14 protein-coding genes are annotated in these 17,165 nt (G+C 70.8%); 7 read left to right on the plus strand and 7 right to left on the minus strand.

The genetic code is table 11. The features are described from left to right. Positions 1-100 precede the first annotated feature (100 nt). Both OG462_RS25735 and OG462_RS25740 read left to right on the plus strand, forming a co-directional pair. Complete coding sequence (locus tag OG462_RS25735; RefSeq protein ID WP_406061116.1) at positions 101-1,030, plus strand: helix-turn-helix domain-containing protein; 930 nt, start codon at positions 101-103, stop codon at positions 1,028-1,030. A 48-nt stretch (positions 1,031-1,078) separates the two neighbouring features. Continuing rightward, positions 1,079-1,903, plus strand: a complete 825-nt coding sequence (locus OG462_RS25740) for a carbohydrate-binding protein (RefSeq protein ID WP_406061118.1) — start codon at positions 1,079-1,081, stop codon at positions 1,901-1,903. On the opposite strand, the gene fahA is transcribed toward OG462_RS25740, so the two are convergent. Then, positions 1,904-3,130 carry a fumarylacetoacetase gene (gene fahA, locus OG462_RS25745; protein WP_406061119.1) on the minus strand — a complete coding sequence of 409 codons (1,227 nt, stop codon included), beginning with the start codon at positions 3,128-3,130 and terminating at the stop codon, positions 1,904-1,906. A 287-nt stretch (positions 3,131-3,417) separates the two neighbouring features. On the opposite strand from fahA, the gene OG462_RS25750 reads away from it, so the two are divergent. Further along, entirely contained in the window at positions 3,418-4,755 is a 1,338-nt protein-coding gene (locus tag OG462_RS25750) for a peptidase (RefSeq protein ID WP_406061121.1), read from the plus strand. Positions 4,756-4,795: 40 nt separating this feature from the next. Here OG462_RS25750 and OG462_RS25755 read toward each other — a convergent pair whose 3' ends face one another. Together OG462_RS25755 and OG462_RS25760 are read right to left on the minus strand one after the other, a co-directional pair. Continuing rightward, positions 4,796-6,793 (minus strand): CocE/NonD family hydrolase, encoded by a 1,998-nt coding sequence (locus OG462_RS25755; protein ID WP_406061123.1) that lies wholly within the window; start codon positions 6,791-6,793, stop codon positions 4,796-4,798. Between the two features lie 9 nt (positions 6,794-6,802). Then, positions 6,803-8,308, minus strand: coding sequence for a peptide MFS transporter (locus tag OG462_RS25760; protein ID WP_406061125.1), 1,506 nt, complete (start codon positions 8,306-8,308; stop codon positions 6,803-6,805). Positions 8,309-8,506: 198 nt separating this feature from the next. Between OG462_RS25760 and OG462_RS25765 the strand changes: the two genes are divergently transcribed. Next, positions 8,507-9,517 carry a polyprenyl synthetase family protein gene (locus OG462_RS25765; protein ID WP_406061127.1) on the plus strand — a complete coding sequence of 337 codons (1,011 nt, stop codon included), beginning with the start codon at positions 8,507-8,509 and terminating at the stop codon, positions 9,515-9,517. 267 nt (positions 9,518-9,784) lie between these two features. Beyond that, the gene (locus tag OG462_RS25770; RefSeq protein ID WP_406061129.1) at positions 9,785-10,990 is read left to right on the plus strand and encodes a LolA family protein; all 1,206 of its coding nucleotides are present in this window, start codon (positions 9,785-9,787) and stop codon (positions 10,988-10,990) included. A gap of 77 nt (positions 10,991-11,067) precedes the next feature. Here OG462_RS25770 and OG462_RS25775 read toward each other — a convergent pair whose 3' ends face one another. Together OG462_RS25775 and OG462_RS25780 are read right to left on the minus strand one after the other, a co-directional pair. Further along, on the minus strand, positions 11,068-12,378 hold the full coding sequence (locus OG462_RS25775) for a M28 family peptidase (RefSeq protein ID WP_406061131.1): 1,311 nt from the start codon (positions 12,376-12,378) through the stop codon (positions 11,068-11,070). Positions 12,379-12,580: 202 nt separating this feature from the next. Continuing rightward, complete coding sequence (locus tag OG462_RS25780; protein WP_406061132.1) at positions 12,581-13,366, minus strand: HEAT repeat domain-containing protein; 786 nt, start codon at positions 13,364-13,366, stop codon at positions 12,581-12,583. Positions 13,367-14,479: 1,113 nt separating this feature from the next. Between OG462_RS25780 and OG462_RS25785 the strand changes: the two genes are divergently transcribed. Both OG462_RS25785 and OG462_RS25790 read left to right on the plus strand, forming a co-directional pair. Further along, on the plus strand, positions 14,480-15,097 hold the full coding sequence (locus tag OG462_RS25785; protein ID WP_406061134.1) for a GNAT family N-acetyltransferase: 618 nt from the start codon (positions 14,480-14,482) through the stop codon (positions 15,095-15,097). Between the two features lie 128 nt (positions 15,098-15,225). Beyond that, the gene (locus tag OG462_RS25790; RefSeq protein ID WP_406061136.1) at positions 15,226-15,882 is read left to right on the plus strand and encodes an NADPH-dependent F420 reductase; all 657 of its coding nucleotides are present in this window, start codon (positions 15,226-15,228) and stop codon (positions 15,880-15,882) included. Here OG462_RS25790 and OG462_RS25795 read toward each other — a convergent pair. Together OG462_RS25795 and OG462_RS25800 are read right to left on the minus strand one after the other, a co-directional pair. Then, on the minus strand, positions 15,863-16,513 hold the full coding sequence (locus OG462_RS25795; RefSeq protein WP_406061138.1) for a DUF4291 domain-containing protein: 651 nt from the start codon (positions 16,511-16,513) through the stop codon (positions 15,863-15,865). The genes OG462_RS25790 and OG462_RS25795 overlap by 20 nt on opposite strands. 159 nt (positions 16,514-16,672) lie before the next feature. Next, positions 16,673-17,113 (minus strand): winged helix-turn-helix transcriptional regulator, encoded by a 441-nt coding sequence (locus OG462_RS25800; RefSeq protein ID WP_406061139.1) that lies wholly within the window; start codon positions 17,111-17,113, stop codon positions 16,673-16,675. Positions 17,114-17,165: the final 52 nt, after the last annotated feature.

The raw sequence follows: 17,165 nt of genomic DNA on the forward strand, positions 1-17,165 counted from the left end.
CACGCGGGGGTGACCCATCGGAGGTGTCCGTGCCATCGTGTGAAGCGCCTCAATGGTCTGTACCACCCGGCCTGTCCGCTCAGGAGGGAGAAGCGGCACGATGAGCGACACCACCGCGTTACGGGGGACCCCCTGCACCGCCCCGAGAGCCGGCGACCCGCCCATGCACCGTCTGGAGGTCCGGCTCCCCGACCAGGTGCCCTTCGCCGCCGGAACCTTCGACACCATCGGCTCCATGTCCCGCGCCGCCTTCCCGCACCGGCACACCTTCTACGAGATCGTGCACGTCACCGCCGGGACCGGGACCCACGTCGTGGACCTCGCCCGCTGGGATCTCCACCCTCCCCACCTGGGGCTCATCCTGCCCGGGCAACTGCACCACTGGGAGGACGCCCGGGGCCTGGACGGCAGTGTCGTCCTCTTCACCGAGGACTTCCTCCTCGACCACCCCGGCGACCGGGACCTCCTGCGCCGCCTCGGCGAGCGGCCCTGGCTCACCCTCGACGGGCCCACGCACACGCGTACCGGCCGCCTGATGGCCGAACTCATCGAGGAGTACGGACACGGCGCCGACGGCTTCGCGACCGTCCTGCGCTCCCTGCTGCACGTCCTCCTGGTCCGTACGGCGAGACTGCGCGGCCCCGGCAGGCTCGCGCCCCCGCCGGGAAGGCCCGCGGCCGTCGCCGAGGAGTTCGCCCGCCTGCTCGCCCGTACCGGGACGGAAGGCCGGTCCGTACGGGAGTGCGCCGAGCTGATCGGCGTCACCCCGGGCTACCTCGCCGAGGCCGTCCGCGCCGCCACCGGCCGCACCCCCGGCACGCTGCTGCGGGAGACCCGCTCCCGGGAGGCCCAACGCCTGCTGGTAGGAACATGTCTGTCGATCCGTCAGGTCGCGGCCCGGGTCGGCTTCGACGATCCCGCCTACTTCTGCCGCTTCTTCCGCCGCGAGACGGGGCTCAGCCCGGGGGACTTCCGAAAACACCACGACCGCCGCGATCCGTCCATCGAAGACGGCGGCGTCCCCGCCTAGGTTCGTTGTCGACCCCCCCCTCAGCCCCCACGCGAGGAGCAGGCAGGCATGGACAACGAGACCAGTACCGGGCACGTCACCCGTAAGGCGGTGCTGCGGGCCGCGCTCGCGGCCGGCATCGCGGCGCCCGCGGTGCTCATGGGCGTACCGGCGCTCGCCCGTACCCTCACCACCGGCGAGACGGCGCCCGCGCTCACCCCGGAGTGCGACGACGGCGACGACCCCACTGTGCCGCAGACCGAGGGCCCGTACTTCAAGCCCAACTCACCCTTGCGGACAAGTCTGTTGGAATCCGGAACAGCAGGTGTCCGGCTGACCGTGAGCGGCTATGTCTTCGGACTCGCCTGCCGGCCGATAGCCGGCGCCCTGCTCGACTTCTGGCAGGCCGACACCAACGGTGCCTACGACAACACCGGCTTCCGGTTCCGCGGGCACCAATTCACCGATGCGCAGGGCGCCTTCAGGCTCAGCACGATCGTGCCCGGCCTCTACCCGGGCCGCACCCGGCACCTCCACGTCAAGGTGCAGGCGCCCGGGCGCCCGGTGCTCACCACCCAGCTGTACTTCCCGGGCGAGCCCCGCAACAACACCGACAGCATCTTCGACGCCCGGCTCCTCATGAACGTCCGGGACGCGGGCGCCGCCAAGGAGGCGGCCTTCGACTTCGTGCTGAACGTGCCGCAGGACCCCGGCCCGAGCCCGACGGCCACGGCCACGACCGCGCCGCCCGGCGGCAGTTGGGCCGTCGGGACCACCTACCGGGCGGGGGACAGGGTCACGTACGGCGGCCCGGCCTATGTGTGCCTGCAGGCACACACGGGCCAGGCCGGCTGGGAGCCGCCGAACGTCCCCGCGCTCTGGCGGGCCCTGTAATCAGGCCGAGGGAACGATCCGGCCCCGGACCTCGCCCAGTCCCACCCGCGTGCCGTCCGGGCCCGGAGCCCAGGCCGTCATGACGACCTCGTCGCCGTCCTCCAGGAACGTCCGCTTGCCACCGGCGAGTTCGATCGCGTCGCGGCCGTTCCAGGTGAGCTCCAGGAGCGAACCGCGCTGGTTCACCTCGGGCCCGGAGACCGTCCCGGAGCCGTACAGGTCACCCGTGCGCAGCGAGGCGCCGTTCACCGTCATGTGGGCGAGCTGCTGGGCGGCCGTCCAGTACATGGTGGAGAACGGCGGCTCGGCCACGAGCTCGCCGTTGATCTCCACCGTGATCCGCACGTCGAAGCCGCCGGGCTCCTCCTCGGCCGCGTCGTCCAGGTACGGGAGCAGCGGGAAGTCCCGCGCCGGCGGGGCGGTCCGGGCGGCGTCCAGCGCCTCCAGGGGCGTCACCCACGCCGACACCGAGGTCTGGAACGACTTGCCGAGGAACGGGCCCAGCGGCACGTACTCCCAGGCCTGCACGTCCCGAGCCGACCAGTCGTTGAGCAGCGCCAGACCGAAGACGTGCTCCCGGAAGTCGTTGAGCGCGACCGGCTTCCCCAGCTCCGACGGGGCGCCGACCAGGAAGCCGACCTCCGCCTCGATGTCCAGCTTGACGGAGGGGCCGAAGACCGGCGCCGGGTCCGTCGGGGCCTTGCGCTGCCCCGAAGGGCGTACGACGTCGGTGCCGGAGACCACGACCGTGCCCGCGCGACCGTGGTAACCGATCGGCAGGTGCTTCCAGTTGGGGGTCAACGCGTCGCCGTCGGGGCGGAAGATCCGGCCCACGTTCGTCGCGTGGTGCTCGCTCGCGTAGAAGTCGACGTAGTCCGCGACCTCGTACGGCAGGTGCAGCGTCACCTCGTCGAGCGGGTGCAGCAGCGGCTCGACGTCCGCCCGGTGCGCGGGCACCGTCACCCAGGCCGTGAGCGCCCGGCGGACGTCACGCCAGGCGGTCCGCCCGGCCGCGAGCAGCGGGTTGAGGCTGGGCCGGTCGAGGAGCGCCGCGTACGGGGAGCCGAGCGCGTGCGCCGCGGCACCCGCGTCCAGCACGTGCCCGCCGATCCGGACGCCGAGCCGGCGCCGGTCGGGCTCGTCGGCGGTGGAGAAGACGCCGTACGGGAGGTTGTGCGGGCCGAAGGGATCGCCCTCGGCCAGGTCGAGCGGGCTGTGCTCGGACATCGGTGCGTGCCTCGCTTTCCACGTGTGTGGGGGACACGTTACGGGGCGGGCCGTCGGGCGCGGATGACATGGATCACACAGAAAGTGCGGCCTCCGTAGGCAACTGTCCGACTTCGTGCGGTTTATGTCCCCGGCGGGTGTCCGCCCCGGCGCCCAGCTGCGAAAACAGGTCTCGCGAAGGGCTGTTCCCGGCCATACGATCACGGTGGTATCGAGCCGCGTGAGGTTGCCGCAGGCACGTGCCCGCTTTCTTTCACCTCTCCCTGACCAGGAAAAAGGTCCCGCCTGTGAAGATTCGCCGCATCCTTGCGACCGCCGTGGCCGCCGCCGTGACCACCCCGGTCGTGTTCCTCTCGGCCGCGCCCGCCTTCGCCGACACGAAGCCGACGCCCTCGTCGACGCAGAAGGCCACGTCGGGTGAGGAAGACCCCGACGAGGACATGCCGTCGCTCGAGGAGCTGAAGGCGGCCGTCGCGCTGGCGCAGAAGGAGTACGACGAGGCCGTCGTCGTCCTCGACAAGGCCATGGCGGCTCTGAAGGCCTACGACAAGCCCGACCACCCGCTCCAGCTCGCCGTCACCGACGCCAAGAAGACCGCCGACGCGGCCGCCACGGCCAAGAACGCCGCCGACGAAGAGCTCAAGAAGGCCGAGAAGGCCCTGGCCGAGCCTCCCGTCGACGCCACCGAGGAGCAGAAGACGGCCGCCGCCGCTGCCGTCACCGCCGCGCAGACCGCCGCCACCGAGGCCGCCACGGCCAAGACCGCCGCCGACGAGAAGCTGAAGAAGGCCTCGACGGACCTCTCGGATGCTGAGGTCGCCGCCTCCACGGTGATCGGCCTCGCCCAGAAGGTGAAGAAGGCAGCCGCCGAGAAGCTCGACGAGGCCAAGGAAGAGCTGGCCTTCTTCGAGGAGATCGGCGGCGACTGCAAGGAGGACCCCTCGATCAAGGTCGCGCTGAGCGGCCCGAAGACGGTCACCGCCGGCAAGAGCGCCTACTTCTCGCTGCGCGTGAGCAACACCTCCGAGCGGACCCTGGAGGGCGTCGAGGCCTACGTCGACGCCGTGCGTCTCCCCGCGCCCGGTGAGCTCATCGACGAGGAGACGGACTTCGCCGAGCGGATCATCCCCGTCGAGTGGTCCTCCGCCGACAACCTGGAGTGGACCTCGTTCACCGAGGAGTTCGACTCCATCGAGGTCGGCAAGCTCGTCAAGGGCGGCCACTACGACGTGAAGCTCCGCCTCACGGTCGCCGCCGACGCCCCCGCGGGCAAGGGTGTGGCCTTCAGCGTCGGCGCGTACGACAACAACGACGGTGACTGCGGCATCGGCGAGCAGTTCGCGCAGACCGAGTTCGACATCCTCGCGGCCAAGTCCGACAAGCCCGAGCCGAAGCCGACCCCGTCGGAGACCACCGCGACGCCCACCCCGGCGCCCACCACCGGTGGCAACGACAACACCACCCAGCAGGGCGGCTCGTCGAACACCCCCGTGAACGGCAGCCTCGCCGCCACCGGCGCGAACGACAACGTCGCCCAGATCGGCCTCGCCGCCGGTGTGGCCGTCGCCCTCGGTGCCGGCGCGCTGGTCGTCGCCCGCCGCCGCAAGGCCGGCGCCGACGCGTAACCAGACGTAGCTCCTTCCCGGTCCCCCGTACGGCGTGCTGTCAGCCCGCCGTACGGGGGATCGTCTTCTCCCACGTCCGGTGGAAGACGACCTCGCCGCCCTCCTTGCACACCACCTCGTTCACGGCGAGGAAGGTGTCCGCGTCGCAGGTGATCTCCGAGCGGGTGTCGACCGTGACGTCCCAGGCCAGCTCCGGGCGGTGCAGCCGGATCGTCCATTCCGAGTTCGTGCGGGCGGACAGCGGGCCGCTCTCGTCGATCGTGTAAGTCTCCACGGCGTCCTCGGTGAACTCCAGGCCGTCCGGGTACACGCGCGTACCGCCGTACTTCGGGTCGACCTCCAGGGTCCACTCGCCCTTCGCCACGTCCCTGACCACCACCCGCTCCGGGCGGGGCTCCTCCAGGGTGCGCGGGTAGACCACGCCGAGCGGCTCCGACTGCTCCGGCTCGTCCCATTGGACGGCGTCCTCGGTGGGGCGGCGCACCGGCAGGGTCAGCGAGGAGCCCGCCGGGTCGAGAGTGAAGCCCGCCGCGTCCGGCTGCGGCCAGATCCACGGCCAGTACGTGGAGGAGACCGCGAGACGCACCCGGTGGCCGGGCGCGAAGGCGTGGCCGATGCCGTTCAGGTCGAAGGCAAAGCTCTCCGTCTCGCCGATCTGGGCCTCCACGGCCCGGTCGCGGCCGTAGCGGGCGGAGAAGTTCAGCACGCCCCGGGTGACGAGCGTGGAGGAGCCGTCGGGGGCGATGTCGCAGAGCCGGGCGATGACCTGCCCGGTCGGGGCGGCCGTGCGCAGGGCGAGGCTCACCGACGGGCGGCCGAGGATCTCGACGGGGCCGCCGTCCTCCGGGACCGGGAAGTCGAAGCAGGCCGAGTGGGCGTCCTCGTCGCGCTGGTCGGGCGGCAGGTCGGCGTCGTTGCCGAAGGGGAAGAAGCGGCCCGCGTCGAGCCCGGTCTGCTGCGGCGAGTCGACCACGACGGGCACGCCCTGGAAGGCGTACCTGACGGGGGTGACGTTCGGGGAGGGCCAGGAGGGGTCGGTGACCCAGCGGCCCGGCAGCTCCTCGTACACCGTGGCCGGCAGGTGCGAGTCGCTGATCCAGGAGCGGAGCAGCGGCTCGGCCATCACGTCGTTGTCGACGTCCTTGAGATGGTGGTCCCACCAGCGCAGGGTCTCCTGGAGGAAGCCGATCGCGGGCCCCGGCGGCAGGCCGCGGTCCGGGTACTGGTGCGACCAGGGGCCGATGATGCCGCGCACCCGGTCCTGGGGGAGGTGCTGGGCGAGCCGCAGGACGGTGTCCCGGTACGGGTCGTGCCAGCCGCCGACGGCGAGGACGGCGGCCCGGATCGCGCCGTAGTCCTCGCAGACGCTGCCGTGCCGCCAGTACGCGTCGCGGGTCTGGTGGGAGAGCCAGGTGTGCAGGAACGGTTCCACGGCCTCCAGGCGCTTCAGCCACATCGCGCGCCACTCCTCGCCCACGTACTGCGGGTCGGGCGGGCGGCAGACGAAGGCGAGCATGGTGGCGGCCCAGGCGTGCATGTCCACGGCGAGCACCGAGCCGCCCATGTAGTGGACGTCGTTGTCGTAGCGGTCGTCGGTGGAGCAGACGGTGACGATCGCCTTGAGCGGCTCGGGGGCGAGCGCGGCGACCTGGAGCGAGTTGAAGCCGCCCCAGGAGATGCCGAACATGCCGACCTTGCCGGTGCACCAGGGCTGCTCGGCGAGCCAGTTCACGACGGCCACGCCGTCGGCGAGCTCGACCGGGTCGTACTCGTCGCCTGGCAGGCCCTCGCTGTTGCCGTGGCCGCGGACGTCGACCCGTACGGAGGCGTAGCCGTGGCCCGCGTACCAGGGGTGGCGCTGCCAGTCGCGGGGCGCGGTCCAGTCGGTGAGCCGGTACGGCAGGTACTCCAGGAGCGCCGGTACGGGCTCGTCGGTGAGCGGCCGCCACACGCGCGCGTACAGCTGGGTTCCGTCCGGCAGCGGGATGCGGATGTCCTCGTGGCGGGTCTCGTACGGGAAGTCGGTACGGATCTTCATCTCGGCTCCCTAGTGGACGGGGTGCATGGTGCGGCGCAGCCAGGGCGCCAGGGCGATCACGACGAGGCCGACGGCGACGGCCACGGCTCCGTTCACGCCGAAGTAGACGGGCTTGGAGACCTCGTCGTAGAGCTTCACGGTCTGCGCCTGGATGCCGTTGGCGAGTGCGAGGGAGAGGAACCAGAGCGACATCGTCTGGCTGGAGAAGGCCTTCGGGGCGAGCTTGCTGGTGGCGGACATCCCGGAGGTCTCCAGGAGTACGTCACCGAGGCCGAGCAGCAGGTACGAGCCGACGATCCACCAGGCGGCCATCTGGTACGTGTCGTCGGCGTGACCGGAGGTCGGCAGGACCATCAGGAGGAACGACAGACCGCCGAGGATCACACCGAACGCGATCTTGTTGGAGGCGTGCGGCTGTTTGTGCCCCATCCGGGCCCAGACGGCGGCCACGACGGGCGCCAGGGCCACCTCGAAGGCGCCGAGGGCGGAGGCGTACCAGCTCGCCGGGAAGTCGAAGCCGAGGATGGTCGTACGGGCGTTGGTGGACGCCAGCAGGATCATCGTCGAGTACGCCTGGAAGAGGATGAAGTTGAAGACGACCGAGGCCAGGAACAGCACGATGTACGGCTTGAGGCGGCCACGCTCCTCCGCCGTGACCCGGGGGCTGGTGAACATCACCCAGAAGTAGACGACCGGCGCGATCACCGAGATCACGGTCAGCACGTCCACGAACCGGTCCATGGTCAGCCAGCCCGCGAGCGCGAGGCCCGTGGCGACCACGGCCACGACGACCGTGCCGCCGATCATCAGCCGGACCGCCCGCCGCATGGCTTCGGGGGCGAGCGCGAACTCGGCGGAGTGCTTGCGGCCGGCCAGGTGACGGCGGCCGGCCACGTACTGGATCAGCCCGAGCGTCATGCCGAGCGCGGCGGCCGAGAAGCCCCAGTGGTAGCCCTTGTGGTCGGCGAGCCAGCCGGTGATCAGCGGACCGGCGAAGGCGCCGATGTTGATCGCCATGTAGTAGAGCGCGAAACCGGCGTCCCGGCGGTCGTCGTCCGTCCGGTACAGCTTGCCGACCATGGTCGCCACGTTCGGCTTGAGCAGTCCGGTGCCCGCGCTGATCAGACCGAGGCCCACCCAGGTCATCCCGGCGGTCGGCACGGCCATCGCGTAGTGACCGCAGGCGATCAGGATGCCGCCCCAGAGGACCGCGCGGTACGAGCCGAGGATGCGGTCGGCGAGCCAGCCGCCGGCCACCGAGACCAGGTAGACGAGGGTGCCGTACGCGGCCGAGACCGAGGCGGCGGTGCCCGACGACATGCCGAGACCGCCGTCGGAGACGGCTGCCGCGAAGTAGAGGACGAGGATCGCCTGCATGCCGAGGAACGAGAACCGCTCCCAGACCTCCAGGCCTGAGAGGGTCAGCAGACCCCGTGGATGCCCGAGGAAGGCGTGGTCGTCCTCGGGGGGAGGCTGCTCGCCGTTCGTATCGGTGTCGATCGTTGTTCGGGACAAAACGGCTACTCCTGGTCGTATGAGCTGATCCCGAACATACCGGGGGTGACGGGAAGGCGCCCACGGTGATCGAAAGGTGACCGGATACGCTGGCTTGAGTGAATCGAGCGACACATCGACAATCCATGTGATCGTCAGTAATCCGTGTGAACGATTCGTGGGAACGTCAGCAGGCGTCAGCAGACAGGAGACCCCCTCGTGACCGTCGTCGGGCCGTTCGGTCTTAGCGTGCGGGACCAGGCTCTTGAGGCCGATGTCCAGACCGGGTTGGCGGCTGTGGAGGCGGGCCTCCTCGACGCCACCAAGAGCGATGTCCCCTTCATCACGGAGGCCGCGCAGCACCTGGTCCTGGCCGGTGGCAAGCGATTCCGCCCCCTGCTCGTGATGCTCGCCGCCCAGTTCGGCGACCCCTACGCGCCGGGCATCGTGCCCTCCGCCGTCGTCGTCGAGCTCACCCACCTGGCCACGCTGTACCACGACGACGTCATGGACGAGGCCGACGTCCGGCGCGGCGTCGACAGCGCCAACACCCGCTGGGGCAACTCGATCGCCGTCCTCACGGGTGACTTCCTCTTCGCCCGCGCCTCGCACACACTCGCGGACCTCGGTCCCGAGGCCGTACGCATCCAGTCCGAGGCGTTCGAACGGCTCGTCACCGGCCAGATCCTGGAGACCGCCGGTCCCAGCGAGGGCCGCGACCCCGTCGACCACTACCTCGACGTCCTCAGCGGCAAGACCGGCTCCCTCGTCGCCGTCTCCTGCCGCTTCGGCGCCATGATGTCCGGCGCCGACGAGAGCATCGTCGATACCCTCACCCAGTACGGCGAGAGGCTCGGCGTCGCCTTCCAGCTCGCCGACGACGTCCTCGACATCGCCTCCGACTCCCACGAGTCCGGCAAGACCCCCGGCACCGACCTGCGCGAGGGCATCCCGACCCTGCCCGTCCTGCACCTGCGGGCCGCGGCAGCCGCGCACGGGCGCCCCGAGGACCTGGAGCTCGTCGAGCTCGCCGACGGCGACCTGAGCGACGACACCCGGCACGCCGAGGTCCTGCGCAGGCTGCGCGCCCACCCGGCCCTGGAGCAGGCCCGACGGGACACCGTGCGGTACGCGGAGGAGGCGCGGGCGATGCTGGCGCCGCTGCCGGACGGGTACGCGAAGGCGGCGCTGGCGGAGATGTGCGACGCGGTGGTCCACCGGGCGGGCTGACGCCTTCCGCGCGGTGGTTCACCGGGTGGGCTGATGCCTTCCGCGTGAGGCCTTCCGCGCGGTGGTCCACGGGGGCGGGCCGATGCCTTCCGCGTCCACCGCGGCCCGTTCGGGTCCCCCGTACGGGCCAGGCGGTCTCAGGGTCGGGTCATCCCGAAGCAGTACGTGAGGTTGATCCCCGGGGCTGACGCTTCCGCACCTCCCCTTTGGTGAGATGGAGACATCGACCAAAGAGGGCCCGCAGAGGGCACGGAGGTAGGGGAGATCATGGCAGAGACCCGTAAGGCGAGCCGGTTCATCGTCCCGGTCGCGGTGGCCGGAGTGGCCGCAGCGACCATCGGCCTTGTCCCGGCGCTGGCGGCGTCCGGCGACCCTGACCTGCCGGAGATCACGGCCCAGCAGCTCATCGAGAAGATCGCCGCCTCGGACACCCAGACCCTGTCCGGCACGTTCAGGATCTCCACCGACCTGGGGCTGCCCCTCGACGGCCTGACGTCCGCCCTGGGCGGCATCGGCGGCGGCGCGGGCGGCGGTTCGTCGGTCGACCCCTCGGAGAAGCTCACGGAGCTCATCTCCGGCAGCCACACCCTGCGGATCGCGGCGGACGGCCCCGAGCGCCAGAAGCTGACGCTGCTCGACGGCTCCGACGAGTACAGCCTGATCCACAACGGCAACGACGTCTGGGCGTACGACAGCAAGTCCAACGAGGTCTTCCACGAGAAGGCCCCGGCGGGCACCGACGCCCCGGACGCGCACGAGGTCCCGAAGGGCAAGGAACTCCCGGGCACGCCCAAGCAGCTCGCGGACGAGGTCCTGAAGGCGGCCGGCGACACCACGTCGATCACCGTCGACGGCACGGCGAAGGTGGCCGGCCGGGACGCGTACCAGCTGGTGATCAAGCCGAAGCAGGCCGGTTCGACGGTCGAGTCGGTGAAGATCGCGGTGGACGCGGCGAACGGCACCCCGCTGAAGTTCACCCTCGCCTCGGTCGAGGGCGGCAAGCCCGTCGTCGACGCGGGCTTCACGAAGGTCGACTTCTCGAAGCCGGCGGCCTCCGACTTCACCTTCAAGGCGCCGGAGGGCGCGAAGGTGACCGAGGGCGCGGCGGAGAAGGCCGCCGAGGAGGCCGACGGCGCGAAGGAGAACCCGTTCGGCGACGAGCTGCCCGGGGGCCTCGGGGACGCCTTCGGTCTCGGCGCCGGCTCCGACAAGGGCGGCGTGAACGTCATCGGCGAGGGCTGGACGACGATCGCGAAGATCGACAGCGGGGCGCCGGCGCCCAAGACCGACGAAGCGCCGAAGGAGTTCCAGGGGCTCCTGGACTCCCTCGGCGACAAGGTCACCGGCAAGTTCGGCTCGGGCACCGTCTTCAAGACGAAGATCGTGAACGCGCTCCTCACCGACGACGGCAAGGTCTACGTCGGCGCGGTGACGAAGGACGCGCTGGTGAACGCGGCGAACGCCGACAAGTAGTCGGCGTTCACGGGGGATTGGGACCCCGGGCGGGTCGGGGGCGATGTTCACCGACCCACCCGGGAGCTCTGTGTTTCCTACGGGAAAGTCAGCTTGAAGCCGCTGATGTAGCCCGTGTCGACCGAGGCCTTGTCCTGGACGCGGAGCTTCCAGGCGCCGTTCGCGACCTCGGTGGAGGCGTTCACGGTGAAGGTCTGGACGATGTTGTCGGCGCTGCCGCCGGACCGGTTGGACAGGCTGTAGACCGATCCGTCCGGGGCGACGAGGTCGACGACGAGGTCACCGCGGTAGGTGTGGACGATGTCCACGCCGACCGAGAGGTTGCTGGGCGCGTTGCCCGTGATGCCGGTGACGTTGACCGTGGAGGTCACCGCGGCGCCGTTGTCCGGGACGGACACGTCGGCCGTGTTCTCGAAGACCGTGCCGGTGGGCGGCGTCGTGGTCGTACCGGACAGCGTCCAGATCGCGTGCGCGATCGCGTCGCTGTTGCGGTCGAGAGCGGTGTCGTTGATGTTCGACGTCGTGTCGCAGGACGAGTGGTAGCAGCGGTCGAAGGCCTGACCGGAGGTGCCGCCCCACTTCTGCGCCTGGGCCGCCGTCTTGGTGTAGTCGGCGCCGGTGAAGAGACCGCCGACCGGGATGCCCACGTTCTTGAACGGGGCGTGGTCGGAGCGGCCGTCACCCTCGGTCTCGATCTCCGTGGAGATGCCGAGGCCCGCGAAGTAGTCCTTGAAGGTCTTCTCGATGGTCGGGTCGTCGTCGTAGACGAAGTAGCCCGGGTTGGGCGAGCCGATCATGTCGAAGTTCAGGTAGCCCTTGACCTTCGCGCGCTCGGCGGTCGGCAGGTTGTTGACGTAGTACTTCGAGCCGATCAGCCCGAGCTCCTCCGCGCCCCACCAGCCGAAACGCAGGTGCTTGGAGGGCTGGTAGCCCGCGCGGGCCACGGCGAGCGCGGTCTCCAGGACGGCCGCGGAGCCCGAGCCGTTGTCGTTGATGCCGGGACCCGAGGTCACCGAGTCGAGGTGCGAACCGGCCATCAGGACCTGGTTCGGGTCGCCACCGGGCCAGTCGGCTATCAGGTTGTAGCCGGTCGCGCCGCTGGAGGTGAACGTCTGGAGGGTGGTGGTGTATCCGGCGGCGTCCAGCTTCGCCTTCACGAAGTCGATCGACGCCTTGTAGCCGGTACGGCCATGGGCGCGGTTGCCGCCGTTGGCGGTGGCGATCGACTGGAGGTCCGTCAAGTGCTGCTTGACGTTGGCCAGCGGGATGTCGGGTGCGGCGGCGGCCGCGGCCGGGTTGGCCGAGGCGGTGGTGCCGGTGAGACCGGCGAGGGCGAGCGCCGCGAGAGCGGCGACCGCGGTGACACGTCTGGGCACGGAGATGTTCATGTGTGGGGGCTCCGGATTCCGAACGGGGATGGGACGGAACGTGCGAGACGCCTCGGGCTTGGGTGCCACGAGGCGCTGGAGCTGTGCGAGTGCGTGTGCGGTGTTCAGTTGTCTGGGTGTTCAGTTGTTCTGTTGTGCGTGCTGAATGTTCAGTGAGATTTTGACTCCGCGTCAAGAGCGGAAACCGGTCAGGCGCGTTCGCTCACCGAACAAGCGCATCCGCGACGGTCTCCCGCACGCCGGGATCGGAGTCGCGCCCCAACTCCCGTAGCAGCACGTTGACTCCGGGGGTCGACCAATACGCCACGGCCTCGACGAGGGAGATCCGGACGGCCGGGTCGGCATGCCGGGCGAGGTGAGCGAGGCGGGCCAGCGGCCCGCGCCGCCGCATCCCGTACCAGTGGAGCGCCTCGCGCAGCGCCGCCGTGTCGTTCCGCGCCTCCGCCGCCTCGATCCGGGCGAGCAGCACCCGGGGGGCGGGCGGCGGCCCGTCGAGCGGATGCGGCCGCCGCTCACCGAGCCGGCGGACGCCGTAGCCGCCGCGGTCCCGGCACCCGTAACAGAGGCAGGGCGGTGTGCCGTGGGCGTCGGGCCGGTAGCGCCATCCGTTGACCTGTCGTACGGGCCGGATGCGCCGGACCTCGCCGCGCGCGACGGAGCGCGGCAGGAACACCTCCCAGCCCCGGGAGTCGGCGGTCACGGAAACCCGCCGCACGGCCTCGGCGGCCGACACGCGCGAGGGCTCCCGATCGCTGTACCGCCCGACGGTCACGGGCTCGCCGTCGGGCAGCCGTACGTGCACGGCGACGAGCCCACGGGGCCCGGGGCGGCGGGACAGCTCGCGCAGCCATTGGTGGGTGAGGGTGTACGAGGGAAGGACGGGGAAGAGGAACACCCCACGCCACTCGGCGTGCCCGGCGGCCTTGAGGCCGGCACGACGGACGCGGGCGGCGTTGGCGGCGGGGGTGAGGTGAACGAAGGTCGCCATGAGCATGATCGTAGGAGGCTCGGCTGCGGCCTTCGACTGCCTTTTAGGGGGCGTGTCGCTACTGAGGTGCTGAGGTGCTGAGGTGCTGGGTGTGGGGGTTTCGGGTGGGGTGCGGGTGCGGCCGCCCTCTTTCCGAGTGTGGCGTCCTCCACCGCCGCGTCAAGGGCGCTCCTTCGTCGCGTCGGCTTCGCCGATTTCGCTGCGCTCCACCCTTGACCCGGCGGCGGAGGCCGCCTTTTCACACTCGGAGGGCGGCCGGGGGCGTGGCCTACGCGGACTGTCCGGGCAGTATCCGGGGTCGGGGGGCGGCTGGCCGGTCGGTGGGTGGGGGCTTGGTTTGCGGCGGGGGTGGGTGGGTGCAGTTCGGTGGGTTGGGGGTGCGCGGTTGTTGAATGGGGCAGCTGGGCCTTGCTTGGCGGGTTGCGGCGGTGGGTTGGTCGGGCTTCAGGCCCCGCTGGTCGCTGTTGGTGGGTGGTCGGGGGGCACTGCCGGGAGGTTTCCTGCAGTAACTCGGGACGGAGAGGGTGATTCACCCCTTTTGAGAGGGTGCTCGTGGCCTGCTTCTCGGAGAAATGCAGGGTTATCCACGCCGTATCCACGCTTTCCACCCTCCGGGAGTGACCAGCGGGGCCTGAAGCCCCGCCCCGAGCCACTCCGGCAGTCGCTGAGCGCAGCCCAGCTGCCCCATTCAACTCCCGCGCACCACCGACCGCCGGAAGATCTCCACCCACCCCCGCCGCGAACCAAGCCCCCACCCACCGGCCCGGCACACGCCCTCCCGCCCCGGATACTGCCCGGGCCCCGGCGTGGACTCCGCCCCCCGGACCGCCCTCCGAGAGTGTTCTCGCTCCTGGAGGCGGTGGGTCAAGGGTGGAGCACAGCGGAATCGGCGAAGCCGACGCGACGAAGGAGCGCCCTTGACGCACCACCGGAAGGAGCGACTCTCGGAAAGAGGGCGGTCCCACCCGACGCTCACACACCCGGCCCACCCCCAGGGCCCCACCAGCCGCCGCGGAGAAGCACGAAGCGGCCTCCGCCCCTGTGGGCGGGGGTCGTCGTACTGTCCGGCGAGGAGGTACCCCCCTCGCCGCTCAAGATCATCAGAGGTGCAGAATGAACCGTATGCCTCTGTCGAACACCCCGAAAACGGCAATAATCGACGACGCCCCGATGGTCAGCGGCGTCCTGGCCCGCGCCTTCGGCGACGACCCGATGATGCGCTGGTTCTTCCCCGACGACGCCTCGCGCGAGGACGGTCTCGGCCGGTACTTCACCACCCTCTTCACCCGGCAGTACGGTCTGCACGGCGTGTGCGAGCGCACCGACGCCGCCGCCGCCTTCTGGGTGGCTCCGGAAGGTCAGGACAAGGCCGTTCCCGACGCGGAGACCGTCCAGGAGCTCCAGGAGATCCTCGGTGACCGCGCCGGACTGTTCCGCGAGGCCGTCGAGGCGGCCGCCGAGCACTCGCCGCCGGAGCCCCACTGGTACCTCGCGGTCATCGGCGCCGACCCGGCCGCCCGGGGCCAGGGGCACGGGTCCGCGCTGCTGCGCTCCGGCCTCGCCCAGGCCGACGCGGCAGGCATGCCCGTCTACCTGGAGTCCTCCAAGCCGGACAACCTCCCCGTCTACGAGCACTTCGGCTTCGTCGTCCTCGGCGAGGCGAGTCTGCCGGGGGGCGGCCCGACCCTGTGGGCCATGCGGCGCGCGCCTCGGGACCCGTCGGACGTCTGAGCCGCTCCGTAAGGGTGATGCGGGACGGAGGGGGGACGCCGTGGGACGTATCGGTACGGCGGGCGCGTGCGTGACGGCGTAGCGTCTGCATTCCGGGCCACCGTCTCCCCTTCGAAGGAGCACACCTCATGCAGATCGCGGTACTCGGAACCGGCGAGGTCGGCCGCCGGCTCGCCACCAAGCTCGTCTCGCTCGGGCACCAGGTCACGATGGGCTCCCGTACCGCCGACAACGCCGAGGCCGTGAAGTGGGCCGGTGAGCACGGCGGTGGGCACGGCACCTTCGCGGACGCCGCGGCCCCCGCCGAGCTCGTCGTGAACGCGACCGGCGGTCTCGTCTCCCTCGCCGTTCTGGAGTCCGTGGGCGCGGACGGGCTGCGCGGCAAGGTCCTTCTCGACGTGTCCAACGCACTCGACTTCTCCGAGGGCTTCCCGCCCAAGGTCGTCACGCCCGACGGCGCCAGCGTCGCCGAGCAGCTCCAGAAGGCCTTCCCGGAGGCGCGGGTCGTCAAGACGCTCAACACCATGACCAACACGGTCATGGTCGAGCCCGGCCGCGTCCCCGGACACCACAACGTGTTCCTCAGCGGCGACGACGAGGACGCCAAGGCCGTCGTCGCGGAGCTGCTCGGCTCCTTCGGCTGGGCCCCCGACCGGATCCTCGACCTCGGCGACCTGACGAGCGCCCGCGCCACCGAGCAGCTCGTACAACTGTGGCTGCGGCTCTACGGGATGCTCGGCACCGGCGCATTCAACTTCTCGGTCGTCACGGCGCCGGCCGCCTGAGCTCCGGTGTCTTCCGCGCGCGCAGGTGGTCCAGGAGGCCCGTGGGCTCCGGGTACGGCTCCTCGTGGGGGAGCAGTCGGCGTGCGCCGTCCAGGTCGCCCGAACGGACCAGGTCGCGCACGCCGTGGGCGAGCGGCGTCACGTCGCTGACCGACACCGTCCACTCGTCCGCGTACCGACGAGAAGCCTCGCCCGAGAGTCCGAGCTGCAGTGAGCGGTACGGGAGGGCCCGGAGGTACGGATCGCGCTCCGGGTCCCACTGGACGCGCGTCGGCGCATCCCTCAACTGCCGCTTCCAGGCGGCCTGGTCGGGGTGGAACCCGCGCTTGTAGTGGGAGAGGCAGGCGTTCCGCAGGGCCCACTCGAAGCCCTCGCGGGTGATCTCCACGGCGAGGACGGTCTCCTGGCCTTCCTTCGTCCCCCAGCCGGAGCGGTACATCATCCACAGGAACGACGGCTTGATCCATGTCATCCGGTCCCGCTTCCAGGTGGCCGGAAACCGGCCCTCGCGGGCCGCGGGCAGGCCTATCTCGGGTCGGTACGCCTGGTAGACGGTGACCGTACGGTCGGTGTGGAGCGCGCGGATGCGGTACTTCGGCTCATCGGTGGCCGACTTCGGTTCTTCTTCCATGGACCTCAGGATGGGTGAAGTCCCCGGGGAGGACCACCGGTTATCCGTGGCCCTGCCCTTGTCCGTGGGCCTTCCCTGGTCCGTGGCCCTGCCCTTGTCCATGGGCCTGCCCTCGTCCGCGGCCCTTTCCTGGTCCGTGGCCCTCCCCGCGGCACATCCTCAGGACACCGTCGCCGCCTCCCGCGCGTCGTACTCCTCCCGTGCGGCCGCGACCTCGTTCTGGTGCTGCTCGGTCCAGGTGACGAGGGAGCGGATCGTGGTGTGCAAGGTGGCGCCCAGGGGCGTCAGCGCGTACTCGACGCGGGGCGGGACCACCGGGTGGACCGTGCGCTTCACCAGGCCGTCGCGCTCCAGCTGACGCAGGGTCACGGTCAGCATGCGCTGACTGACGCCGTCGATCGCGCGCTTGAGCTCCGTGAAGCGCAGGACGCGGCGGTCGAGGAGGGCGATGACGAGGAGGGACCACTTGTCGGCGACGCGGTCGAGGATCTGCCGTACCTCGCAGTCCTCCCGGGTGTCCCACTGGAAGGGGTCGGGATCCCCGTCGTCCCCGTAGGTTCCCGCGCAGTGACTCGGTGACTTCAAAGTGCCTTCTTCCATGGCACCCGATGATCCCTCAGGATGCAGATGGTTACAAGAGGGAACCGACCCC

This window comes from Streptomyces sp. NBC_01077 (genome assembly GCF_045162855.1).
GTDB lineage: Bacteria > Actinomycetota > Actinomycetes > Streptomycetales > Streptomycetaceae > Streptomyces.